The organism is Streptomyces sp. NPDC057877 (genome assembly GCF_042796855.1).
In the GTDB taxonomy this organism is placed as follows: Bacteria; Actinomycetota; Actinomycetes; order Streptomycetales; family Streptomycetaceae; genus Streptomyces.
Genome location: NZ_JBHVMS010000011.1, coordinates 40,045 through 61,643 on the forward strand (window position 1 = coordinate 40,045; position 21,599 = coordinate 61,643).

General features: G+C 70.8%; 22 protein-coding genes and 1 riboswitch. Of the genes, 18 read left to right on the forward strand and 4 right to left on the reverse strand.

Features of this window, described 5'->3' with window-relative positions:
- Positions 1 to 141: 141 nt before the first annotated feature.
- Positions 142 to 237, reverse strand: a riboswitch (glycine riboswitch).
- Positions 238 to 429: 192 nt separating this feature from the next.
- The 10 genes from ACFVQG_RS30465 to ACFVQG_RS30510 all read left to right on the forward strand — a co-directional run bounded on the left by ACFVQG_RS30465 (position 430) and on the right by ACFVQG_RS30510 (position 10,958).
- A complete protein-coding gene (locus ACFVQG_RS30465) occupies positions 430 to 1,101 on the forward strand; it encodes an AAA family ATPase (RefSeq protein WP_383389510.1) in 672 nt (223 codons plus the stop codon).
- 79 nt (positions 1,102 to 1,180) lie between these two features.
- A complete protein-coding gene (locus ACFVQG_RS30470) occupies positions 1,181 to 1,948 on the forward strand; it encodes an enhanced serine sensitivity protein SseB (RefSeq protein ID WP_383389511.1) in 768 nt (255 codons plus the stop codon).
- Positions 1,949 to 2,151: 203 nt separating this feature from the next.
- On the forward strand, positions 2,152 to 2,961 hold the full coding sequence (locus ACFVQG_RS30475; protein ID WP_383389513.1) for an enhanced serine sensitivity protein SseB C-terminal domain-containing protein: 810 nt from the start codon (positions 2,152 to 2,154) through the stop codon (positions 2,959 to 2,961).
- Between the two features lie 248 nt (positions 2,962 to 3,209).
- Positions 3,210 to 4,880 (forward strand): ABC transporter substrate-binding protein, encoded by a 1,671-nt coding sequence (locus ACFVQG_RS30480; protein WP_383389515.1) that lies wholly within the window; start codon positions 3,210 to 3,212, stop codon positions 4,878 to 4,880.
- Positions 4,881 to 4,982: 102 nt separating this feature from the next.
- Positions 4,983 to 5,987, forward strand: a complete 1,005-nt coding sequence (locus tag ACFVQG_RS30485; protein WP_383389517.1) for an ABC transporter permease — start codon at positions 4,983 to 4,985, stop codon at positions 5,985 to 5,987.
- Between the two features lies 1 nt (position 5,988).
- Positions 5,989 to 6,945: an ABC transporter permease gene (locus ACFVQG_RS30490; RefSeq protein WP_383389519.1), complete on the forward strand. Its 957-nt coding sequence runs from the start codon at positions 5,989 to 5,991 to the stop codon at positions 6,943 to 6,945.
- A gap of 6 nt (positions 6,946 to 6,951) precedes the next feature.
- Complete coding sequence (locus tag ACFVQG_RS30495; RefSeq protein ID WP_383389521.1) at positions 6,952 to 7,956, forward strand: ABC transporter ATP-binding protein; 1,005 nt, start codon at positions 6,952 to 6,954, stop codon at positions 7,954 to 7,956.
- On the forward strand, positions 7,953 to 9,326 hold the full coding sequence (locus ACFVQG_RS30500; protein ID WP_383389523.1) for an oligopeptide/dipeptide ABC transporter ATP-binding protein: 1,374 nt from the start codon (positions 7,953 to 7,955) through the stop codon (positions 9,324 to 9,326). The genes ACFVQG_RS30495 and ACFVQG_RS30500 overlap by 4 nt, the downstream gene beginning before the upstream one ends.
- A 68-nt stretch (positions 9,327 to 9,394) precedes the next feature.
- Complete coding sequence (locus ACFVQG_RS30505; protein ID WP_383389524.1) at positions 9,395 to 10,087, forward strand: trimeric intracellular cation channel family protein; 693 nt, start codon at positions 9,395 to 9,397, stop codon at positions 10,085 to 10,087.
- A gap of 25 nt (positions 10,088 to 10,112) precedes the next feature.
- Entirely contained in the window at positions 10,113 to 10,958 is an 846-nt protein-coding gene (locus ACFVQG_RS30510) for a thioesterase family protein (RefSeq protein ID WP_383389525.1), read from the forward strand.
- A gap of 18 nt (positions 10,959 to 10,976) precedes the next feature.
- On the opposite strand, the gene ACFVQG_RS30515 is transcribed toward ACFVQG_RS30510, so the two are convergent.
- Positions 10,977 to 11,603, reverse strand: coding sequence for a TetR family transcriptional regulator (locus tag ACFVQG_RS30515; RefSeq protein ID WP_383389527.1), 627 nt, complete (start codon positions 11,601 to 11,603; stop codon positions 10,977 to 10,979).
- Positions 11,604 to 11,724: 121 nt separating this feature from the next.
- Here ACFVQG_RS30515 and ACFVQG_RS30520 point away from each other — a divergent pair, with 121 nt between their 5' ends.
- The 3 genes from ACFVQG_RS30520 (at position 11,725) to ACFVQG_RS30530 (ending at position 13,464) form a co-directional block, all read left to right on the forward strand.
- Entirely contained in the window at positions 11,725 to 11,898 is a 174-nt protein-coding gene (locus ACFVQG_RS30520; protein WP_383389529.1) for a hypothetical protein, read from the forward strand.
- Positions 11,899 to 11,903: 5 nt separating this feature from the next.
- Positions 11,904 to 12,170, forward strand: coding sequence for a DUF4190 domain-containing protein (locus ACFVQG_RS30525; protein ID WP_383389531.1), 267 nt, complete (start codon positions 11,904 to 11,906; stop codon positions 12,168 to 12,170).
- A 124-nt stretch (positions 12,171 to 12,294) separates the two neighbouring features.
- Positions 12,295 to 13,464, forward strand: coding sequence for a cysteine desulfurase family protein (locus ACFVQG_RS30530; RefSeq protein WP_383389532.1), 1,170 nt, complete (start codon positions 12,295 to 12,297; stop codon positions 13,462 to 13,464).
- Between the two features lie 21 nt (positions 13,465 to 13,485).
- Here the strand turns inward: ACFVQG_RS30530 and ACFVQG_RS30535 are convergent, their stop codons facing one another.
- On the reverse strand, positions 13,486 to 14,175 hold the full coding sequence (locus ACFVQG_RS30535; protein WP_383389534.1) for an N-acetylmuramoyl-L-alanine amidase: 690 nt from the start codon (positions 14,173 to 14,175) through the stop codon (positions 13,486 to 13,488).
- A gap of 60 nt (positions 14,176 to 14,235) precedes the next feature.
- On the opposite strand from ACFVQG_RS30535, the gene mnmA reads away from it, so the two are divergent.
- The gene (gene mnmA / locus ACFVQG_RS30540; RefSeq protein WP_383389536.1) at positions 14,236 to 15,366 is read left to right on the forward strand and encodes a tRNA 2-thiouridine(34) synthase MnmA; all 1,131 of its coding nucleotides are present in this window, start codon (positions 14,236 to 14,238) and stop codon (positions 15,364 to 15,366) included.
- Positions 15,367 to 15,389: 23 nt separating this feature from the next.
- Here mnmA and ACFVQG_RS30545 read toward each other — a convergent pair whose 3' ends face one another.
- A complete protein-coding gene (locus tag ACFVQG_RS30545) occupies positions 15,390 to 16,169 on the reverse strand; it encodes an alpha/beta fold hydrolase (RefSeq protein ID WP_383389538.1) in 780 nt (259 codons plus the stop codon).
- 37 nt (positions 16,170 to 16,206) lie between these two features.
- Complete coding sequence (locus ACFVQG_RS30550; protein WP_383389539.1) at positions 16,207 to 16,530, reverse strand: DUF427 domain-containing protein; 324 nt, start codon at positions 16,528 to 16,530, stop codon at positions 16,207 to 16,209.
- Positions 16,531 to 16,580: 50 nt separating this feature from the next.
- Here ACFVQG_RS30550 and ACFVQG_RS30555 point away from each other — a divergent pair, with 50 nt between their 5' ends.
- The 4 genes from ACFVQG_RS30555 (at position 16,581) to ligA (ending at position 21,369) form a co-directional block, all read left to right on the forward strand.
- On the forward strand, positions 16,581 to 17,120 hold the full coding sequence (locus ACFVQG_RS30555) for a TIGR00730 family Rossman fold protein (RefSeq protein ID WP_383389541.1): 540 nt from the start codon (positions 16,581 to 16,583) through the stop codon (positions 17,118 to 17,120).
- Between the two features lie 18 nt (positions 17,121 to 17,138).
- Positions 17,139 to 17,837, forward strand: a complete 699-nt coding sequence (locus ACFVQG_RS30560) for an SDR family oxidoreductase (RefSeq protein ID WP_383389543.1) — start codon at positions 17,139 to 17,141, stop codon at positions 17,835 to 17,837.
- A 316-nt stretch (positions 17,838 to 18,153) separates the two neighbouring features.
- The gene (locus ACFVQG_RS30565; protein WP_383389545.1) at positions 18,154 to 19,161 is read left to right on the forward strand and encodes a methionine synthase; all 1,008 of its coding nucleotides are present in this window, start codon (positions 18,154 to 18,156) and stop codon (positions 19,159 to 19,161) included.
- Between the two features lie 15 nt (positions 19,162 to 19,176).
- Positions 19,177 to 21,369, forward strand: a complete 2,193-nt coding sequence (gene ligA, locus ACFVQG_RS30570) for an NAD-dependent DNA ligase LigA (RefSeq protein WP_383389547.1) — start codon at positions 19,177 to 19,179, stop codon at positions 21,367 to 21,369.
- Positions 21,370 to 21,599 lie beyond the last annotated feature (230 nt).

Sequence of the window (21,599 nt, forward strand, 5' to 3'; positions counted from 1 at the left end):
TCGTCTCCAGGGCATGACGGCGGGGGCGAGGTCATTCCTCCCCATCTGTCATCGGAACCTGAGAGGTTCGTCATGACCGCGTACGGCATGACTTGCACCTTGGGTGGGACCACCAGAGGGCGGCCCGCTTTTCAGATGTGCCTCGCCCGCGCGGTAACGGGGCCTGAGAGATTCAAGGGAGGGACTTGCTCCTTCGGCGCCCCAGCGGCTGGCTGGGGACTCTCCCGCGCGGATTCAAACGGCCGGTATGCAGTTGGCGGGCACATCATTGCACGCATCGACGCGGGGCGGCAGGGGGAGTCTTCGCACAGCGCTCTGTAGCGGGCTTGTTGCGGGAAGCGCACAAAAAGACGAGTCGCCCCGTATTACCTTCGCTTTACAGTCGATGGGCAGGGAAGCACGTGAACCGCCCCAGGGAGGACGATCACGGTGAACAGGACCACGGCGGCGTACGCCACCACCTCGGGTCTCGCGCTGCCCAAGCAGCCCGCCGCCCCCGCCCGCGAGGCATGCCTTCCACGGCCTTCCCCCGTCCTGCGCGACCTGCGCGAGCGCGGCGGCCGCAGTCCGCACGCCCTTCTCTTCGGACCCCGTGACCTCGTCGTGGTCACCGGACTGCCCGGCAGCGGCAAGTCCACCCTGATGCGGCGCGCGGTCCGCGCCCGGCGCATCGACTCCCAGGACAGCCGCGACCGCTGGGACAGCCGTACGCCGTCCTGGCTGCCGTACGCCGTCTACCGCCCCCTCGTCCGGTTCGCCCACTACGCGGGGCTGCGCCGCGCCCTGCGCGCGGACGAGCCCGTCGTCGTGCACGACTGCGGCACCCAGGCCTGGGTGCGCGGCTGGCTGGCCCGCGAGGCACGCCGCCGGGGCGGCGCCCTGCATCTGCTGGTCCTCGACGTCACCCCGCAGCAGGCCCTGGAGGGCCAGCGCGAACGCGGGCGCGGTGTCTCGCGGTACGCGTTCCGGCGCCACCGCGGCGCCGCCGCCCGGCTGTTGCGCCGGGTGGAGCGCGGCGACCTGCCCGACGGCTGCGGCTCGGCGGTCCTGCTCGACCGCGACGCGGCGGACACCCTGCGCCGGATCGGCTTCACGGGCTGAGCGGGGGCCGGGGGCGTCCGGGCGGCACCCGCTAGCCTTTTCAGCCACACCAGCAGTGGTACGGAGCAGGCGGTAACAGATGGACTTCCCGGCGCAGGCACACCCCCATTCGCACGGCGGATGGCCCGGCAACGAACTGGAGGAGGTGCTCTCCGCCTCCCTGGGCGTGCCCTCGGCGGGCGCCCGGATCGTCGAGGTGCTGGGCCGCAGCTTCCTGTGGGTGCCGCTGCCCAGCGGCGGCGGCCCGGACAGCGGCCCGCTCGACCTGCCCAGCCTGGAGATCGACGGCCAGGCCTACGTCCCCGTCTTCAGCTCCGAGGAACAGCTCCGCCAGGTCGCCGGTCCGCACATGTCGTACACCGTCGCCCCCGCCGTGGAGTTCGCCCGCGGGCTGCCCCCGCAGGTCGGCATCGCCGTCAACCCGGACGGCGTGGTCGGCATCCCGCTGCCGCCGCAGGCCGTGGCCGAACTCTGCCGGGCCGGGCGCACCCCGCTCGACGGCCTCGCCAGCGGCGGCCGGGTCCGCCTCTTCGAACCCGACTGGCAGGACGACCCGGTCGACTTCCTCACCGCCGCCGCCGCCGAGTTCGCGTCCACCGGCGTGGTCCGCTCGGCCCGCCGCTGTCTCGCCGCCATCGAGACCGACGAGCCGGTCATGTTCGTCGGCGTCGAACTCTCCCAGTGGGAGGGCGACCTGCGCCTCCTCCCCATGGACGCCCTCTCCCGGGCCCTGACCAAGTCCCCCGTCAAGTGGCAGGTCAACCTGCTCCTGATGGACGTAACGGACGACCCGGTGGTCACCTGGCTGAGGGAAAAGGTCCGGCCGTTCTACCAGCAGGGAACATAGGGGACCTTTCGTCGCCGGGCAGCGCGGCTTCCCCGGGGGACGCGGGGCTGTACCGATGCGCGGCGCCGCCGCGTGGGCGCGAGCAACCACGACGAACCCGCACGCGAAAGACCACGCGCGCACACCCCGACCCCGCGAGCACGCCGGAGGCTTACGCTAGGGTCACAACCGAGCAGGCGCGTTGTACGGAGGGGCGTAAAAAGGTGAGCGCTGGCACCGCCGCGGCCGGTCAGGTCGAGCACATGCTGCGCCAGGTGACGCCCGGGCGCTACGACGCCTACGAGGCCCTCCTGCGCGCGCTCGCCACCCCGTCCTCCGGCCGGATCTGGATGCTGCTCTGGCACGGCCAGTCCGGTTCCCCCGACGCCCAGTACGGCAACATGGAGATCGACGGCTTCGGCTACGCCCCCTGCGTCACCTCCGCCCAGGAGCTGTCGGCCAGTGGCTGGAACCGTTCGTACGAGGTCATCGACGGCATCGACGTGGCCCGCGCGCTCTACCCGGACCACTACGGACTCTGGCTGAATCCGCACGCCCCCGGCGGCGGCGTCGGCGTACCCTGGCTCGACCTGCGCCGGATCGCCACCGGCCTGGACCGCCAGCCCGCCGGGCCGCTCAGACTGTCCGAACCGGGCATCGAGGTCCCGCAGTTCTACGCCCTGCTCACCCAGAACGCCCACCGCACCCCGGCCGTCCGCTCGCTGCGCCGCGCCTGGGTGCAGCCCGCGCTCGGCGCGCCGTACCTCGCGATCGGGCTGGACGTGTACGACACCTCGCCGCCCGCCGTCGACTCGGTGCGCGCGATGATGCAGCAGTCCGTCAGCGCCGTACCGGACGGACTCCCCGTCTCGACGGTCGCGATGTCGGACGAACACGACCCGGTCGCGATGTGGCTGCGGGCCAACGCCCGGCCGTTCTACGACCGTGAGGCGCACGCCGCGCCGGTCAGCGGGTACGGCTACCCGCCCGTGTCCGGTCCTCAGCCCGGTGCGACCGCGCCCCATGCTTACTGAGCGCAGTCACCCCATCACCTCTGGCCTGCGCAAACGCCGTTCGCGCCGGGACGCGAACTGCTGCGTGTATCAGGCAAGTTAACTTTCGCACCCGCGATGTACCAGTAGTCTCCGATTTATTGAGTGTTCAGATCTCGACTAGGTATCACCGCTATGCGGACTGTTCTCCGCCGCCCGTTGCAGTCTGTAGTGTTCTGGCGGTCAGTAGTGCATTCCCTTTTTCCAGCGGAACCCGGAGTGTCCTCCCTATGCGCATACCCAGATCCCGTGCCGCCAGGGCGATCACGGCCGCGTTGGCGGTCGGTCTGATCGTCACAGGCTGCGCCAGTGAGCGAGACCAGGAAGACGACGGCAACGGTGCCAAGGACACGTTCGTGTTCGGCGCCCCCGGCGACCCCAGCTCGCTGGACCCGGCCCTCGCGAGTGACGGCGAGACCTTCCGCGTCACCCGCCAGGCCTTCGAGGCCCTGCTGGAGCACGAGTCGGGCGGCAGCAAGCTCGTCGGCGGCCTCGCCGAGAGCTGGGAGAGCAACGACAAGGGCACGGTCTGGACCTTCAACCTCCGCAAGGGCGTGAAGTTCCACGACGGCGAGACCTTCAACGCCGACGCCGTGTGCGCCAACTACGACCACTGGTTCAACTGGAAGGGCACGTACCAGTCCAGCGCGGTCTCCTACTACTGGCAGACCATCATGGGCGGCTTCGCGAAGAACGAGGACCCCGAGACCCCCGAGGCGAACTACAAGTCCTGCACCGCCAAGGACGAGAACACCGCCGTCATCGAGGTCAAGAAGCCCTCCGCCAACCTGCCCGGCGGCTTCTCCCTCCAGGCCCTGGCGATCCACTCGCCCAAGGCCCTCAAGGAGTACGAGAAGCAGGAGGCGACCGCCAAGGGCGACGCCATCACGTACCCCAAGTACAGCCAGGAGGCCGGCATGGTCGCCGGCACCGGCCCGTACAAGATCACGAAGTGGAACAAGGGCAACAAGGAAGTCAGCCTTGAGCGCTTCGACGACTACTGGGGCGACAAGGCCAAGGTGAAGAACCTGGTCGTCCGCACCATCGACACCGAGGACGGCCGCCGCCAGGCCCTCCAGGCCGGTGACATCGACGGCTACGACCTGGTCGCGCCCGCCGACGTCAAGACCCTCGAGGGCGAGGGCTTCCAGGTCCCGACCCGTGGCGTCTTCAACCTCTTCTACGTCGGCATGACCCAGTCGGCCAACCCGGCGCTGAAGAAGAAGGAGGTCCGCGAGGCGATCGCACACGCCCTCGACCGCGAGAACCTCGTCAAGACCCAGCTGCCCGAGGGCGGCAAGGTGGCCACGCAGTTCATGCCGGACACCGTCGCCGGTTACTCGGACAAGGTGAAGACCTACCCGTACGACACCGCCAAGGCGAAGGAGCTGCTCGCCGACGCCGGTGAGAGCAAGCTCAAGATCGAGTTCTGCTACCCGACCGAGGTCACCCGCCCGTACATGCCTGCCCCGCAGGACCTGTTCGAGCTGATGAAGGCCGACCTGGAGAAGGCTGGCATCACGGTCACCCCGAAGGCCATGAAGTGGGCCCCGGACTACCTGGACGCCACCGAGGCGGGCTCCTGCGCCCTGCACATGCTCGGCTGGACCGGTGACTTCAACGACGGCTTCAACTTCATCGGCACCTGGTTCGCCGGGTTCGACAAGCAGTGGGGCTTCAAGAACGAGAAGCTGTTCGACGCGGTGAACGCGGGCAACGAGATCGCCGACGCCGCCGACCGCACCGCCGCCTACGAGGCCGCCAACGAGGCGATCATGGACTACCTGCCGGGTGTCCCGATCTCGTCCTCCCCGCCGGCCATCGCGTTCGCCAAGAACGTCAACCCCCCGAACGTCTCGCCGCTGACGCAGGAAGTGTTCTCGGAACTCTCCTTCAAGTAAGCGACAGGCAGGCATAGGTATACGGGTCCGTCCGGCTGCTGCACCTCGGCGGCCGGACGGACCTGTTCATGACGGCACACACGTAAGAAAGGGGCATGCGGGGTGCTGCGTCTCGTCATACGAAGACTGCTCCAACTCATTCCCACCCTGCTCGGCCTGTCGGTTCTGCTGTTCCTCTGGCTCAACCGGCTGCCCGGCGGACCCGCCTCAGCGATCCTGGGGGAAAGGGCCACCGAGGCCGAAGTGGCACGGATCAACCGTGCGTTGGGGCTCGACCAGCCCCTGTACGTCCAGTACTGGCGTTTCCTGAAGCGCATCGGCGAACTCGACCTCGGCACCTCGGTGCAGACCGGGCAGCCGGTGTGGGACGAGTTCACCCTGCGCTTCCCCGCCACGGTCGAACTGTCCATCGCCGCGATGATCATCGCCATCGCGGTCGGTGTACCACTCGGTTACTTCGCCGCCCGCAAGCGGGGCGGCTGGCTGGACGTCACCGCCGTGTCCGGCTCGCTCGTCGGCATCTGCATCCCGGTCTTCTTCCTCGCCCTGATCCTCAAGGGCGTCTTCGCCGTCGAACTGGGCATCTTCCCCAGCTACGGCCGCCTGTCCACCGGGATCAACGCCACCGAGATCACCGGATTCGCCGTCCTGGACGGCGTCCTCACCGGGGAGTTGGACGCGTCCTGGGACGCGATCACCCATCTGGTGCTGCCCGCGATCACCCTGGCCTCCATCCCGCTCGCCGTCATCGTCCGCATGACCCGCGCGAGCGTGCTGGAAGTGCTGGGCGAGGACTACATCCGCACCGCCGAGTCCAAGGGCCTCAAGCGGAGCACCGTGCGCGGGCGCCACGTGCTGCGCAACGCCATGCTGCCGGTCGTCACGGCCGTCGGCCTGCTCACCGGCTCCCTGCTCTCCGGCGCCGTCCTCACCGAGTCCGTCTTCTCCTTCGGCGGCATCGGCTCCTTCATCCGGACCGCGATCGACGGCCGCGACTACCCCGTACTCGTCGGCTTCATCATGTTCATCGCGATCGTGTACGTCCTGATCAACCTGCTGGTGGACGTGGCGTACAGCCTCATCGACCCGAGAGTGCGGGTGCACTGAAGTGAGCCTCACGAAAACCGAGAAGATCGAGCGCCTCGCGCAGCTGACCGCACAGCACGAGACCACGTCCGGTGCCAGCCTGTGGCGCGAGGCGTTCCGGCGGCTGAAATCCAGCAAGATGGCGATCATCGGAGCGGGCATCATCGCCGTCTTCGTCGTCCTCGCCGTCATCGGCCCCTGGATAGCCCCGCACTCGCCCACCGCGCAGACCTGGCGCGGCGAAGTCCTCGTCAACCAGGGCAAGTTCGTCGGCCCGCGCGGCGAGAACTGGCTGGGCCTGGACCACCTCGGCCGCGACATGTTCTCCCGGATGCTGATCGGCGCCCGGCAGACCCTGCTCGTCGGTGTCGTGTCGACCCTCATCGGCCTCACCGTCGGCTTCCTCATCGGCGGCTTCTCCGGCGCCGCCGCCACGCTGGGCGGGGCGACGGGCAAGCGCATCGACTCCGTGATCATGCGTGTCACCGACATGATGCTGGCGCTGCCCTCGCTGCTGCTGGCCGTGTCCGTGGCGGCCGTCCTCGGCCAGTCGCTGACCACCGTGATGATCGCCGTCGGTGTCGTCCAGGTGCCGATCTTCGCCCGGCTGCTGCGCGGTTCGATGCTCGCCCAGGGCGGTACGGACTACGTACTGGCCGCCCGCGCCCTCGGTGTCCGCAGGAAGCGCATCGTCGTCACCCAGATCCTGCCCAACTCGCTCAGCCCGGTGATCGTCCAGGCGACGCTCTCCCTGGCCACCGCGATCATCGAGGCGGCGGCCCTGTCCTACCTGGGTCTCGGCAACCCCGACCCCGCGGTTCCCGAGTGGGGTGTCATGCTGTCCCAGGCGCAGCGCTTCTTCGACAACGCGCCGATGATGGCGGTCTATCCGGCGGTCGGCATCATCATCACCGCCCTCGGCTTCACCCTGCTCGGCGAGGCCATGCGGGAAGCCCTCGACCCGAAGCTGCGAGGCTGAACCACCATGCCACTTCTCACAGTCGACGAACTGACCGTCACCTTCGGCGGACAGCACGGCCGCAAGGAGTCCCGCGCGGTCGACGGTGTCTCGTTCTCCGTCGACCAGGGTCAGGTCGTGGGTCTTGTCGGCGAGTCCGGCTGCGGCAAGTCCGTCACCTCCCTGGCGCTGATGGGGCTGCTGCCGCGCAAGGGCGTCAAGGTCGGCGGGAGCGCCGACTTCGACGGCGCCAACCTGCTGACCATGAACCGTGGCGCCCTGCGCGACCTGCGCGGCAGCAAGATGGCCATGATCTTCCAGGACCCGCTGTCCTCCCTGAACCCGGTCGTCCCGATCGGCGTCCAGGTCACCGAGATCCTCGAGCGGCACCGGGGGCTCAAGGGCGAGGCCGCCCGCAAGGAGGCCGCCCATCTGCTGGACCGGGTCGGCATCCCCGACCCCACCCGGCGGCTCAGGGAGTACCCGCACCAGATGTCCGGCGGTATGCGCCAGCGCGCGCTGATCGCCATGGCCGTCGCCTGCGCGCCCAAGCTGCTCATCGCCGACGAGCCGACCACCGCCCTCGACGTGACCATCCAGGCCCAGATCCTGGAACTGCTCAAGGAACTGGTGGACGACGAGGGCACCGCCCTCCTGATGATCACCCACGACCTGGGCGTGGTCGCCGGGCTCTGCGACCAGGTCAACGTCCTGTACGCGGGCAAGGTCGTGGAGTCCGCAGGGCGCCGCGAGCTGTTCGCCCATCCCACCCACCCCTACGCGCACGGACTGCTGGGCTCCATCCCCCGCCTGGACGCCCCGCGCGGCGAGCCGCTCACCCCCGTGCGCGGCTCCATCAACGACCGGATCGCCTGGGCCGACGGCTGTGCCTTCGCGCCCCGCTGCGACCGCTACGAGGTGGACTGCCTGACCGGCGGCCCCGCGCTCACCGAGCCGCGCGCCGCCGGGCACCAGGTGCGCTGCGTCCACCCCGTACTCGAAGACGCCCGGGCCGAGGAGGTCCCCGCATGAGCCTGCTCGAACTGGACGGCGTGAAGGTCCACTTCCCGGTGAAGAGGGGCATCCTCTTCGACCGCACCGTGGGCCACGTCCACGCCGTCGACGGCGTCTCGCTCAAGGTCGAGGCGGGCGAGACCTACGGCCTGGTCGGTGAGTCGGGCTGTGGCAAGACCACCCTCGGCCGGGCCGTGCTGCGGCTGGTGGACATCACCGAGGGCGGGGTCGTGCTCGACGGCACCGACCTGGCGAAGCTGCCCGACGAGGAGATGCGCCGCTTCCGGCGCCGCCTCCAGATGGTCTTCCAGGACCCGCTGGGCTCGCTCAACCCCCGGCAGAACATCGAGTCGATCCTCTCCGAGGGCATGCTCGCGCACGGCATCGGCGCCACCCAGGAGGAGCGCCGGGAGAAGATCAAGGCCATCCTGGCCAAGGTCGGTCTGCCCACCAACGCCCTCTCCCGGTACCCGCACGAGTTCTCCGGCGGTCAGCGCCAGCGCATCGGCATCGCCCGCGCGCTGGTCCTGGAACCGGACGTGATCATCTGCGACGAGCCGGTGTCGGCGCTGGACGTGTCGATCCAGGCGCAGGTGATCAACCTGCTGGAGGAACTCCAGGAGGAACTGGGCCTGACCTATGTCGTCATCGCCCATGACCTCGCCGTGGTCCGGCACATCTCCGACGTGATCGGCGTGATGTACCTGGGCGCGCTGGTGGAGGAGGCCCCGAGCGACGCGCTGTACGCGGAGCCGAGGCACCCCTACACCAAGGCCCTGATGTCGGCGGTTCCGGTGCCCGACCCGGAGGTGGAGGACCGGCGCGAGCGCATCCTGCTCACCGGCGACCTGCCCTCGCCCGCCAACCCGCCCACCGGGTGCCGCTTCCACACCCGCTGCCCGTGGGTGCAGGAGACGCGGTGCGCGACCGAGCGGCCGGAGCTGACCGACGTCGGCGGCGGCCACCGGGTGGCCTGCCACTACGCCGCCGAGATCGCGGCCGGGACGCTGACGCGGACGATGGGGGACGTGGTCCCGGCGGCGCGCGAGGAGGTCGCGGACGGGCCGAAGGCGGAGTCGGAGGAGCCGGAGCCGGTCGAGACGGCGGAGCCCTCGCAGGTTGAGGACGCCGTGAAGGCCGTGAAGGCCGAGGATGCCGTGAAGGCCGAGGACGCCGTGAAGGCCGAGGACGCCGAAGAGGTCGCGAAGGTCGAGGACGCCGAGAAGGCTGAAGACGCCGTGAAGGCCGAGGACGCCGAAGAGGTCGCGAAGGTCGAGGACGCCGTGAAGGCTGAAGACGCCGTGAAGGCTGAAGACGCCGTGAAGGCCGAGGACGCCGAAGAGGTCAAGGACGCCGAAGAGGTCGCGAAGGCCGAGAAGACCGCGTAACGGTGCTTTCAAGGGGTGTGCGCCTTTCTTCGTGAGGTGCACACCCCTGCACACGTCAGAATGTTCGGGTGCTCCAGCAATTCTTCAGCCCGTCCGTCCAGCACACGCTCGACCTGATCGGCATCTTCGTCTTCGCCATCTCCGGCGCGCTGCTGGCCGTCCGCAAGAACTTCGACGTGTTCGGCATCGCCGTCCTCGCCGAGGCCACCGCGCTCGGCGGCGGGATCTTCCGGGACCTGGTCATCGGCGCCGTACCCCCGGCGGCGTTCACGGACCTCGGCTACTTCGTGACCCCGCTGCTCGCCACCCTCCTGGTCTTCTTCCTGCATCCGCAGGTCGAACGCATCCAGGTGGGCGTGAACGTCTTCGACGCGGCGGGCCTCGGCCTGTTCTGCGTCGCGGGCACGACGAAAGCGTACGAGTACGGACTCGGCCTCACCGCGTCGGCGACGCTGGGCCTGGCCACCGCGGTCGGCGGCGGTGTGGTCCGGGACATCCTCGCCAACGAGGTGCCGTCGCTGCTGCGCTGGGACCGCGACCTGTACGCCGTCCCCGCGATCGTCGGCGCCGCGGTGACCGCGCTGTGCATCGGCTACGACGCCCTCAACCCGTTGACCAGCGCGCTCGCCGCCCTCGTGGCCTTCGTCCTGCGGCTGCTCGCGATGCGGTACCACTGGCGGGCCCCGCGGGCCTGGAACCGTAGATCGACCGTGCGGGAGGAGTCCCCGGACCAGGCCACCGAGAGCAAAGCTACCGCTTAGTATTTTCTTGTTGTACGGTACCGGCATGTCTCAGGCATCCCAGGCGACCCTCGGCAACAGCGAGTTCGACCGCGACACCACGGTCACCCGCCGCGAACCCGGCGTCTACGACATCGACCTGTCCGCGGGCTGGACCATCATCAACGCCGTCAACGGCGGCTATCTGCTGGCCGTCCTGGGCCGCGCCCTGGCCGACGCGCTGCCGCACCCGGACCCCTTCACCATCTCCGCGCACTACCTCACCGCCTCCCAGCCCGGCCCGGCGGTCGTCCGCACGGAGACCATACGCACCGGCCGCACCCTCTCCACCGGCCAGGCCTCGCTCTTCCAGTACGACGAGCAGGGCGCCGAGGTCGAGCGGATCCGCGTCCTCGCCTCCTACGGCGATCTGGGCACCCTCCCGGACGACGTCCGCACCTCGGCGAAGCCGCCCGCGATCCCACCGATGGACCAGTGCTTCGGCCCCCAGGACGCCCCCGCCCCGGTCCCCGGCAGCTCCGCCATCACCGACCGCCTGATGCTCAAGCTCGACCCCGCCACCCTCGGCTGGGCGCTCGGCGCGCCCTCCGGCAAGGGGGAGATGCGGGCCTGGTTCGGCCTCGCCGACGGCCGGGACGCCGACCCCCTCTCGCTCCTCCTCGCCGTCGACGCCCTTCCGCCCACGGCCTTCGAACTGGGCCTCTCCGGCTGGGTCCCGACCGTGGAACTGACCGTTCACGTCCGCACCCGCCCGGCCCCCGGCCCCCTGCGCGTCTCGATCACCACCCGCAACCTCGCGGGCGGCTTCCTGGAGGAGGACGCGGAGGTCTGGGACAGCGCGGACCGGCTGGTGGCCCAGTCGCGGCAGCTGGCGAGGGTGCGGCTCGGCTGACGTTCTTGTCCCTCGGCCCTAGTCCAGCCAGTGGACCCGGCCGATGCTGATGAGCCGCAGGCGGCGGGTCGCGAGCTGGGCGACCCGCCGCCGCTCCGTTTCCGGGGCGTCCAGGACCTCCAGGAACTGCGAGGCCGTGACCAGCATCTGGTCGACGTAGAGGCCCGCGAGCATCGTCAGGTCGTCGTCGCTCCAGCCCTCGGCCTCCGGGTCCTCCGCCAGCTGGGCCCGCACCTCCTCGGTGAACAGGGTGAGCTGGCCCCGGATGGCCTCGCGTACCGGCTGGACCCCGCCGTGCTGTTCGCGGGCGATGAAGCGGACGTGGGCGGGGTGGGCCGTGACGTGCCGGGCGATCAACTCGACGGCGCGCACTATGCGTTCGTCGCTGTCGCCCGCCGTGGCCACGATCGTGCGGATCGTGGCGTGCAGGCTGCCGAGCGCCTCCTCGACCAGGGCCACGCCCAGGTCGGCGGTGGACTGGAAGTGCCGGTAGAAGGCGGTCGGGGCGACCCCCACGGCACGGGTGACCTCACGGAGCCCCAGGCTGCTCAGGCTCTGCTCCTCCAGCAGCTCCAGCGCCGCGTCGAGGAGCGCCTGCCGGGTCTTCCGCTTCTGGGCCTGCCGGATGCCGAGGGTGTGACTCATGCCATGCAGTTAACAACTGTTCTCTGGAATTGAGAAGGCATCACGCGCGTTAGACTGGGAAGTCAGTGAACAAGTGTAACCACAAGCGTTCACCCAACTGGAGACCTGGGGGATCGGCTCCATGCTGTTTCTCGTCGCCGCACTTCTGCTGCTCGGCGTCGTGCTGGGCACCGTCGCCCACGCACCGCTGACCTTCTCTCTCGTCATGGCCGCCGTCATCGCCGTCTGGCTCGGCGTCTTCGCCCTCCGCGAGCGCCACGGCCGCAGGCACCGCACCCCATCCACCGGGAGCTGACCACCATGCAACTGACCGCACCGGCCACCACCCACACCGGCAAGCGCGACACCGACGGCATGGCCGTCGCCTCCTTCGTCCTGGGCCTGCTCGGCCTCCTGGTCCTGAACGTCTTCCTGGGCCCGATCGCCATCACCCTGGCGGCCATCGCCCTCTGGCGAGGCACGAACCGCCCGGCCCGGGCGTACCTGGGTCTGGGTCTGGGCGTGGCCGACCTGCTGGTCCTGGTCGCCTTCATGCAGGCGGACAACACGATTTCCTGGAGCTTCTGAGGCCTCCACGGCTGTGGGCTGTCGCCGCCGCCGGTCCCGCCGGACCCGCCGCCAGCCACGGCACCTGTGCGCGGGTAAGGCGCCCCCTGCCCACATACCCCCGCGCCGTAGAATCGGCGACACCATGGCATACCTCGACCACGCCGCGACCACCCCCATGCTCCCGGAGGCGGCAGAGGCACTCACCGCCCACCTCGGCAGAACGGGCAACGCCTCCTCCCTCCACGCATCCGGCAGAGCCGCCCGCCGCACCGTCGAGGAAGCCCGCGAAACCCTCGCGGACGCGCTCGGCGCCCGCCCCAGCGAGGTCGTCTTCACCTCCGGCGGCACCGAGGCCGACAACCTCGCGGTGAAGGGCCTGTACTGGTCCCGCCGCGACGCCGACCCGGCCCGCACCCGGGTCCTCGCCAGTCCCGTCGAGCACCACGCCGTCCTGGACGCCGTCCACTGGCTCGGCGAGCACGAGGGCGCGACCGTCGAGTACCTCCCCGTCGACCAGTACGGCCGGGTCCACCCGGACGCCCTGCGGGAGGCCATCGCCCGCGACCCCGACGACGTGGCCCTGGCCACCGTCATGTGGGCGAACAACGAGATCGGCACCATCCTCCCGGTCCGTGAACTCGCCGCCGTGGCCGCCGAGTTCGGCGTCCCGCTGCACTCCGACGCGGTGCAGGCCTTCGGTCAGACCCCGGTCGACTTCGCCGACTCCGGCCTGGCCGCGATGACGGTCTCCGGCCACAAGATCGGCGGCCCCTACGGCATCGGCGCGCTGCTCCTCGGCCGTGAGTACACCCCCGTACCCGTGCTGCACGGCGGCGGCCAGGAGCGCCATGTCCGCTCCGGCACCCTGGACGTCCCCGCCATCGCCTCCTTCGCCGTCGCCGGACGGCTCGCCGCCGAGCAGCGCGAGTGGTTCGCCCGGGAGATCGGCGCGCTGCGCGACCAGTTGACCGACGCGGTCCGCAAGGCCGTGCCGGACGCGATCCTGGGCGGCGACCCGGCCCCCGGGGGCAGGCTCCCGGCCAACGCGCACTTCACCTTCCCCGGCTGCGAGGGCGACTCCCTGCTGCTCCTGCTGGACGCGCAGGGCATCGAGTGCTCCACGGGCTCCGCCTGCACCGCGGGCGTCGCCCAGCCCAGCCACGTCCTGCTCGCCACCGGCACCGACCCGGACCTGGCCCGCGGCACCCTGCGCTTCTCCCTCGGCCACACCTCCACCGAGGCCGATGTCGAGGCGGTGGCGAAGGCGATCGGCCCGGCGGTGGAACGCGCCCGCGCGGCGGGACTCACCTGAGCCAGCTGAGGGAGCCCTGAGTCAGCTCGGTGTCGGCGTCGGCGTGGACGTCGGCGCCGTGGACGCCCTCCGCACCAGCCGCATGTACCGCTCCCAGTCCCAGTGCGGCCCGGGGTCGGTGTGGTCGGTGCCCGGCACCTCCACATGGCCGATGATGTGCTCGCGGTCGACGGGTATCTCGTAGCGACGGCATATCCCGGCCGTGAGCCGCGCCGAGGCGGCGTACATGGCGTCGGTGAAGTCCTGGGGCCGGTCGACGAAACCGGCGTGCTCGATGCCCACGCTCCGTTCGTTGTAGGCGCGGTTGCCCGCGTGGAACGCCACGTCCAGCTCGCGGATCATCTGGGTGACGTGGCCGTCGTCGCGGACGATGTAGTGCGAGGCGGCGCCGTGCCCCGGGTCCTGGAAGACCTGCACCGCGCTGTCGAAGCTGCCCTGGGTGACATGGATGATCACCATGTCTATGGAGTAGTCGTCCGGCCGGTCCGCGCGCCGCCAGTTCGCCGAGGAGGCCGCCACCCAGCGCGCGCCCCGGTAGTCCACCGCGCCCTCGACCCGGGACTTCTCCACCCCGGGCACCCGCCACCACAGGCTCGCCAGCTCGTCGCGCGCCAGCACCCCGGCGGTGCCGATACCGGCGGCCGCCGCGCCGCCGATGATCAGCGAGCGCCGCCCGATGCGGCGGCCCGGGCCGCCCGTCGTCTGCTCCATGTGATCCAGAACGGATACTCGCGGGCTTCGGTTCCCGGGCGGCCGTACCCTGGATGCGTTATGACTGACACCCCGCAGCGCCCCCGCCCCCTTCGCGTCCTCGCCGCCATGTCCGGCGGGGTCGACTCCGCCGTCGCCGCCGCCCGCGCGGCCGAGGCGGGCCACGACGTGACCGGAGTCCACCTCGCGCTCTCCGCGAACCCGCAGTCGTTCCGTACGGGCGCGCGGGGCTGTTGCACCATCGAGGACTCCCGCGACGCCCGCCGCGCCGCGGACGTCATCGGCATCCCGTTCTACGTGTGGGACCTCGCCGACCGCTTCCGTGAGGACGTCGTCGAGGACTTCGTCGCCGAGTACGAGGCCGGGCGCACCCCGAACCCCTGTCTGCGCTGCAACGAGAAGATCAAGTTCGCGGCGCTGCTGGACAAGGCGCTGGCCCTCGGCTTCGACGCCGTGTGCACCGGCCACTACGCGAAGGTGATCGTCGGAGCGGACGGCACGCGCGAGCTGCACCGCGCCTCCGACCTGGCGAAGGACCAGTCGTACGTCCTCGGCGTCCTGGACGACCGCCAGCTCGCCCACGCGATGTTCCCGCTGGGCGACACGGTGACGACGAAGGACGAGATCCGCGCGGAGGCCGAGCGCCGGGGCCTCGCGGTCGCCAAGAAGCCCGACTCCCACGACATCTGCTTCATCGCCGACGGCGACACCCAGGGCTTCCTCGCCCAGCGCCTCGGCCGCGCCGAGGGCGACATCGTCGACGAGGCGGGCAACAAGCTGGGCACCCACGAGGGCGCCTACGGCTACACGATCGGCCAGCGCAAGGGCCTGAGGATCGGCACCCCCGCCCCCGACGGCAAGCCGCGCTACGTCCTGGACATCTCCCCGGTGACCAACACGGTCACGGTCGGCCCGGTCTCCGCCCTGGACGTCACCGCCCTGCGCGCCATCAAGCCCCGCTGGTGCGGCGCCGCGCCCACCGGCCCCGGCACCTACACCGCCCAGCTGCGCGCCCACGGCGACGAGACGCCGGTGACCGCCGAGGTCGTCGACGGCCACCTGGAGGTCACCTTCACCGAGCCGGTCCGCGGCGTCGCCCCCGGCCAGGCGATCGTCCTGTACGACGGCACACGCGTGGTGGGCTCGGCGACGATCGCGTCGACGGTGCGGGCGACGGCGGGCGTGGCCTGACCCAGAGGTGACGCGGCGGGCGCTCAGGCCGTGAAGAACTCCGCGAGCACCGGCGCCAGCACCGCCGGTTCCACCAGGTGGTTCTGGTCCGCAAGGACGCGGTACGCGCCCTCCGGCGCCGCCTCCGCGACCGCCCGCGCGGCCTGCCGCATCCACTCCGCGCTGGCGCCGCCCGCGAGGGCCAGCACCGGGCAGGTGACCGAGGTGAGGAGGGCGTGCGGTACGCGGCCGTCGCCCATCACCTGGTCGTCGTAGGCGAGCGTGGGCGCGATGGCCTCCATCTCGCTCCACATGGGGGACTGGCGGGCGCCCTCGATGAGCTGGGGGGCCAGCCCGGTGAGGGACAGGAACAGCGCCACCGCGTCACCGCGGCGGCCCTCCCCGAGCGCCGCCGTCAGCCTTTCGGTGTACTCGGCGCGTGCCCGCGCGTCCGCGTCCTCCAGGGCGAACGGGGCCTCGTAGACCGCCACCTGACGCACCGGCAGTCCGCTGGCCGCCGCGTGCAGGGCCAGCGCGCCGCCCGAGGAGACGCCGTACAGGGCCGCCTCGCCGCCCGCCGCCTCGATCAGCGCCGCCAGGTCCTCGACCTCACGGGCCACCTCGTAGGGCGCCGTGTCACCGCTCCCGCCGCGGCCCCGGCGGTCGTACGCCAAGACCGTGCAGTGGTCCGACAGGGCCCCGGCCAGGGGCGCCACCGTGGCCCCGGTCGACATAGCGCCGCTGACCAGGATCACGGCGGGTCCCTGCCCGGAGCGTTCGTACGCGATCGGCGTGCCGTCGCGCGACATGGTCTGCTTGTCCATGCCGTGGAGACTGCCACGCCGTGCGGAACTCAATCGCTCACAACACGTCGACGTCGTAGAAGCAGAGGTGGTCCTTGATCTCGGCGACGTCCGGCTTCGGCTCCGGGTAGGACCAGACGAGGTCGGGGGCGTCGGGGAGCGACCAGTAGGAGGCGTCGCCCTTGAAGGGGCAGTGGGTACGGGTGTCGGAGGGAGTCAGGAGGTCGAGTCGTACGTCCTCCGGAGGGATGTAGTAGCGGACGGGACAGCCCGTCTCGCGGAGGACCAGGGGGCGGTGGCTTTCCGCCAGGATCTGTCCGTCCCGGACGACCCTGACGTGCTGCGTGCCCTGCTCGACGGTGATCGTGTGTCCTTCGGCCATACCGGGACAGCGCGTCCGCGGCGGCGATTGTTCCCGACTACGGTTGCCCCATGAACATCTGCGTCTTCCTCTCCGCCGCCGACCTGCACGAGCGTTACACGCGCCCCGCGCGGGAGTTCGCGAAACTGATCGGCAAGGGCGGGCACGCGCTCGTGTGGGGCGGCTCCGACGTCGGTCTGATGAAGGTGGTGGCCGACGGCGTGCAGGAGGCGGGCGGACGGCTCATCGGCGTCTCGGTGGACTTCCTGTCCGCCAGGGCCCGGCCGGGTGCCGACGAGATGGTGGTCGCGCGGGACCTCGCCGAGCGCAAGAGGCTGCTGCTGGAGAAGGCCGACGCCGTGGTCATCATGGTCGGCGGCACCGGAACGCTGGACGAGGCCACGGACATCCTGGAGCTGAAGAAGCACGGGCACACCGGGAAGCCGGTGGTCCTGCTGAACACCGCGGGCTTCTACGACGGCCTGAAGGAGCAGTTCCGGCGGATGGAGGAGGAGGGCTTCCTGCCCCGTCCGCTGACCGACCTGGTGTTCTTCGCGGAGGAGCCGGTGGGCGCGATGGCGTACCTGGAGGAGAGCCTGGGCGTGGCCTGAGCACGCGGTGATGCGAGCATGGCGGGCATGGCTACACATGTGATCACCGGGGCCGGTTCCGGCATCGGCGCGGCCGTCGCCCGCCGTCTGCACGCGCGCGGGGACGAACTCGTGCTGCACGCGCGCGACGCGGGCCGCGCGAAGGAGCTGGCGGCCGAGTTCCCCGGCGCGCGCACCCTCGTCGGCGACCTGGCCGACCCGGACCGGCTCAGCTGGGCGTTCTCCCACCAGACCCTCCCGGACCGGATCGACTCGCTGCTGCACATCGCGGGCGTGGTCGACCTCGGCCCGGTCGGCGAGCTGACCCCGAAGACCTGGCGGCACCAGCTCAACGTCAACCTGATCGCCCCCGCCGAGCTGACCCGCCACTTCCTGCCCCAGCTGCGCACGGCCCGCGGTCACGTCCTGTTCGTCAACTCCGGCGCGGGCCTCGCCGCCCACGCGGACTGGGCGGCGTACGCGGCCTCCAAGCACGGTCTGAAGGCCCTCGCCGACTCGCTGCGCCACGAGGAGTACGGCAACGGCGTCCGCGTCACCTCGGTCTACCCGGGCCGCACCGCCAGCCCCATGCAGGCCAAGGTCCACCAGCAGGAGGGCAAGGAGTACGACCCCACCCGCTGGATCGACCCCGAGTCCGTCGCCACCACCATCCTGATGGCCCTGGACCTGCCCGCGGACGCGGAGGTCAACGACCTGACGGTGCGTCCGGGGCGGTGACACGCCGGGTGGCGGGCGCCAAGGAGGTAGGGGCCCGGCTCGACGGCGTCCGGGCGCTCACGGAGACGGCGGTGGTCCTGCGCGGCGGGACGACGCCGGGCAGGACCACCGCCGTGCCGCCCCGGCGGAGATCCACGACGACGCCCTCGCGCAGCCGCGGACGCCGACGACGTCCGGCGACTTCCCGGACGGCAGGTGCCGCTGTCTTCGGGAACAGCCTCCGCTCGGCAGACCCGGCCGGTCCGCTGGCCTTCCCGGCGAAGTGGTGCGCGCCCGGGCGGTGAAGGTCCCCGGCAGGGTTCCGTAGGCTGCTCCGGTGAGCGAAATCAGCCAGATCAGCTTCGGTGCCGCGACCGGCGTCGGGTCCATGCCGGGGACGGACGCCCGGGAGGCCGCCAAGTCCGTCACCGGTTCCTTCGAGGACTTCCCGTACCTCGCCGAGCTGCCCGCGCGGGGGCCCGGGGCCGACATGCTCGGGCGGACCGCGGGGCTGCTCGTCGAGCTGTACGCGCGCGTGGAGCCCAGTGGATGGCGGCTCGGGGACCGGCCGGGACGGGACACGCGGCGGGCCCGGTCCTGGCTCGGGGAGGATCTCGACGCGCTGGAGGAGTACACCCAGGGCTACGAGGGGCCGCTGAAGGTGCAGGCGGTGGGGCCCTGGACGCTCGCCGCCGCGCTGGAGCTGAAGAACGGCGAGGTGGTCCTCTCTGACGCGGGGGCCACCCGCGACCTCGCCGCCTCCCTCGCCGAGGGGCTGCGGCTGCACCTCGACGAGGTACGGCGCCGAGTCCCCGGCGCGCGCGTCGTCCTGCAACTCGACGAGCCGTCCCTGACCGCCGTACTGCTCGGGCAGGTGAAGTCCGCCAGCGGCTACCGCACCCACCGTGCCGTGGACCGGCAGCTCGTGGAGGCCGCGCTCCGGGACGTCATGCGGGTGCAGGAGGGCGGCCCCGTGGTCGTCCACTCGTGCGCGCCGGACGTCCCGTTCGCGCTGCTGCGCCGCGCCGGTGCGGCGGGGATCTCCTTCGACTTCTCACTTCTCACCGAGCGTGACGACGAGGCGATCGGTGAGGCCGTGGAAGCGGGCACCCGACTGCTCACCGGTGTGGTGCCGGGCACGGACGGCCCATTGTCAGACCCTGCCGGTAGCGTCATGGGTGTCAGGACGTTGTGGCGCAGGCTGGGGCTGCATCCGGACCTTCTCACGGATGCCGTCACGGTCACTCCGACGTGTGGACTCGCGGGCGCGTCCCCCGAGTACGCGCGCCGGGCCCTCGCCCACTGCGTCCGGGCGGCGAGATCCCTCGCGGACAACCCAGAGTAACGGGAGGACAACACGGTGGCCGGCGACAAGCAAGCGGAGACGACGGTGCCCGCCGAGGCACGGGACAGGCACGCGCAGCTCGCCCAGCAGATCGAGGAGCACCGCTTCCGGTACTACGTCAAGGACGCTCCCGTCATCAGCGACGCGCAGTTCGACGAGCTGATGCGTGGCCTGGAGGCGCTGGAGGAGGAGCATCCCGAGCTGCGCACGCCCGACTCGCCGACCCAGAAGGTCGCGGTGGCGTACGAGACGGACCTCGCCGAGGTCGTGCACCGCCAGCGCATGCTCTCCCTCGACAATGTCTTCGACGACGAGGGGCTCGCCGCCTGGGCCGAGCGCGTCGCCAAGGACGTCGGCACCCCCGACCACCACCTGCTGTGCGAGCTGAAGGTCGACGGCCTCGCGGTCAACCTGACCTACGAGGACGGCAGGCTGGTCCGCGCGGCCACCCGTGGTGACGGCCGGGTTGGCGAGGACATCACGCCCAACGTGATGACGATCGGTGAGATCCCGCACCGGCTGAACGGCGACCGCGTCCCCCGGCTCGTGGAGATCCGCGGTGAGGTCTACTTCCCGATGGAGGCATTCCAGGGCCTCAACGCCCGCCGGTTGGCGGCCGGTGAGAAGCCGTACGCCAACCCCCGCAACTCCGCCTCCGGTTCGCTGCGCCAGAAGGACCCCAAGGTGACCGCGACGCTGCCGCTGCACATGGTCGTCCACGGCATCGGCGCCCTGGAGGGCTTCGAGGGCCTGACCCGCCTCTCCCAGGCCTACGACCTGCTCAAGGAGTGGGGGCTGCCTACCTCCCCGCACAACCGTGTCGTCGACGACCTCGACGGCGTGCGCGAGTTCATCGCGTACTACGGCGAGAACCGGCACTCGGTGGCGCACGAGATCGACGGGGTGGTCGTCAAGCTCGACGAGATCCCCCTCCAGGGCCGCCTCGGCTCCACCTCCCGCGCCCCGCGCTGGGCCATCGCGTACAAGTACGCGCCGGAGGAGGTCAACACCAAGCTCGTCAACATCCGCGTGGGCGTCGGCCGCACCGGCCGGGTCACCCCGTACGCGCAGGTCGAGCCGGTCACGGTCGCGGGCTCCGAGGTGGAGTTCGCCACCCTGCACAACCAGGACGTCGTCAAGGCCAAGGGCGTCCTCATCGGCGACACCGTGGTGCTGCGCAAGGCCGGTGACGTGATCCCGGAGATCCTCGGCCCGGTCGTCGACCTGCGCGACGGCAGCGAGCGCGAGTTCGTGATGCCCGCCGAGTGCCCCGAGTGCGGTACGGCGCTGAAGGCCATGAAGGAGGGCGACGTCGACCTGCGCTGCCCGAACGCCCGGACCTGCCCGGCCCAGCTGCGCGAGCGGCTGTTCTACCTCGCGGGCCGCAAGGCGCTGGACATCGAGCACTTCGGCTATGTCGCCGCCGCCGCGCTCACCAAGCCGCTGGAGCCCGGGACCCCGCCGCTGACGGACGAGGGCGACCTGTTCGACCTCACCGTGGAGCAGTTGCTGCCCATCAAGGCGTACGTCCTGGACCAGAACAGCGGCCTGCCCAAGCGCGACCCCAAGACCGGCGAGGAGAAGGTCGTCACCGTCTTCGCCAACCAGGAGGGCCAGCCGAGGAAGAACGCGTTGGCGATGCTGGAGAACATCGCGGCGGCCAAGGAGCGCCCGCTCGACCGGATCCTGACCGGGCTGTCGATCCGTCATGTCGGACCGGTCGCGGCCGAGGCGCTGGCCCGGGAGTTCCGCTCAATCGACCGGATCGAGCAGGCCAGCGAGGAGGAGCTGGCGGGCACCGAAGGCGTCGGCCCGATCATCGCCGCCTCGCTGAAGGAGTGGTTCGCCGAGGAGTGGCACCAGGAGATCCTCCGCAAGTGGAAGGCCGCCGGGGTGCGGATGGAGGAGGAGGGCTCCGGGGAGGACCAGGGCCCGCGTCCGCTGGAAGGGCTTACGGTCGTCGTCACCGGCACGCTGGAGCACTTCACGCGCGACGGCGCCAAGGAGGCGCTGCAGAGCAGAGGCGCCAAGGTGACCGGTTCGGTGTCGAAGAAGACGTCATTCGTCGTTGTGGGTGACAACCCCGGATCGAAATATGACAAGGCGATGCAGCTGAAGGTGCCGGTTCTGAACGAGGACGGGTTCAACGTCCTACTCGAACAAGGCCCGGAGGCCGCCACGGAAGCCGCACTTCCGGCCGAGGAGTAGCGGTTGAAGGCCACCCGATCGGCGCATATCAGATGCATAAGGGTGGCCTGGGCGCAATCGGGCAACCACCGACGACCGCTGCCCGTGGAAGGCTTCCGCGGCCTACTGTTGAGGTGTGCGCCTGCCGTGCCCAACTGCGGTTGGGGCATCCCCGTGCTCTCGAGGAGCCTTGCAGGGCGCGGGGAAGGGTTTTCCAAACGCGGCGCCAAGGATGGTTGTCGGGCATCGGG

Excerpts from the sequence above, each read along its gene's own strand:
- ACFVQG_RS30515 (WP_383389527.1), bottom strand. The coding sequence starts at position 11,603 with ATGAGTCACACCCTCGGCATCCGGCAGGCCCAGAAGCGGAAGACCCGG.
- ACFVQG_RS30530 (WP_383389532.1), top strand. The coding sequence starts at position 12,295 with ATGGCATACCTCGACCACGCCGCGACCACCCCCATGCTCCCGGAGGCG.
- mnmA (WP_383389536.1), top strand. The coding sequence starts at position 14,236 with ATGACTGACACCCCGCAGCGCCCCCGCCCCCTTCGCGTCCTCGCCGCC.
- ACFVQG_RS30510 (WP_383389525.1), top strand. The coding sequence starts at position 10,113 with ATGTCTCAGGCATCCCAGGCGACCCTCGGCAACAGCGAGTTCGACCGC.
- ACFVQG_RS30545 (WP_383389538.1), bottom strand. The coding sequence starts at position 16,169 with ATGGACAAGCAGACCATGTCGCGCGACGGCACGCCGATCGCGTACGAA.
- ACFVQG_RS30495 (WP_383389521.1), top strand. The coding sequence starts at position 6,952 with ATGCCACTTCTCACAGTCGACGAACTGACCGTCACCTTCGGCGGACAG.
- ACFVQG_RS30480 (WP_383389515.1), top strand. The coding sequence starts at position 3,210 with ATGCGCATACCCAGATCCCGTGCCGCCAGGGCGATCACGGCCGCGTTG.
- ACFVQG_RS30500 (WP_383389523.1), top strand. The coding sequence starts at position 7,953 with ATGAGCCTGCTCGAACTGGACGGCGTGAAGGTCCACTTCCCGGTGAAG.
- ACFVQG_RS30550 (WP_383389539.1), bottom strand. The coding sequence starts at position 16,530 with ATGGCCGAAGGACACACGATCACCGTCGAGCAGGGCACGCAGCACGTC.
- ACFVQG_RS30470 (WP_383389511.1), top strand. The coding sequence starts at position 1,181 with ATGGACTTCCCGGCGCAGGCACACCCCCATTCGCACGGCGGATGGCCC.
- ACFVQG_RS30520 (WP_383389529.1), top strand. The coding sequence starts at position 11,725 with ATGCTGTTTCTCGTCGCCGCACTTCTGCTGCTCGGCGTCGTGCTGGGC.
- ACFVQG_RS30560 (WP_383389543.1), top strand. The coding sequence starts at position 17,139 with ATGGCGGGCATGGCTACACATGTGATCACCGGGGCCGGTTCCGGCATC.
- ACFVQG_RS30555 (WP_383389541.1), top strand. The coding sequence starts at position 16,581 with ATGAACATCTGCGTCTTCCTCTCCGCCGCCGACCTGCACGAGCGTTAC.
- ACFVQG_RS30535 (WP_383389534.1), bottom strand. The coding sequence starts at position 14,175 with ATGGAGCAGACGACGGGCGGCCCGGGCCGCCGCATCGGGCGGCGCTCG.
- ACFVQG_RS30525 (WP_383389531.1), top strand. The coding sequence starts at position 11,904 with ATGCAACTGACCGCACCGGCCACCACCCACACCGGCAAGCGCGACACC.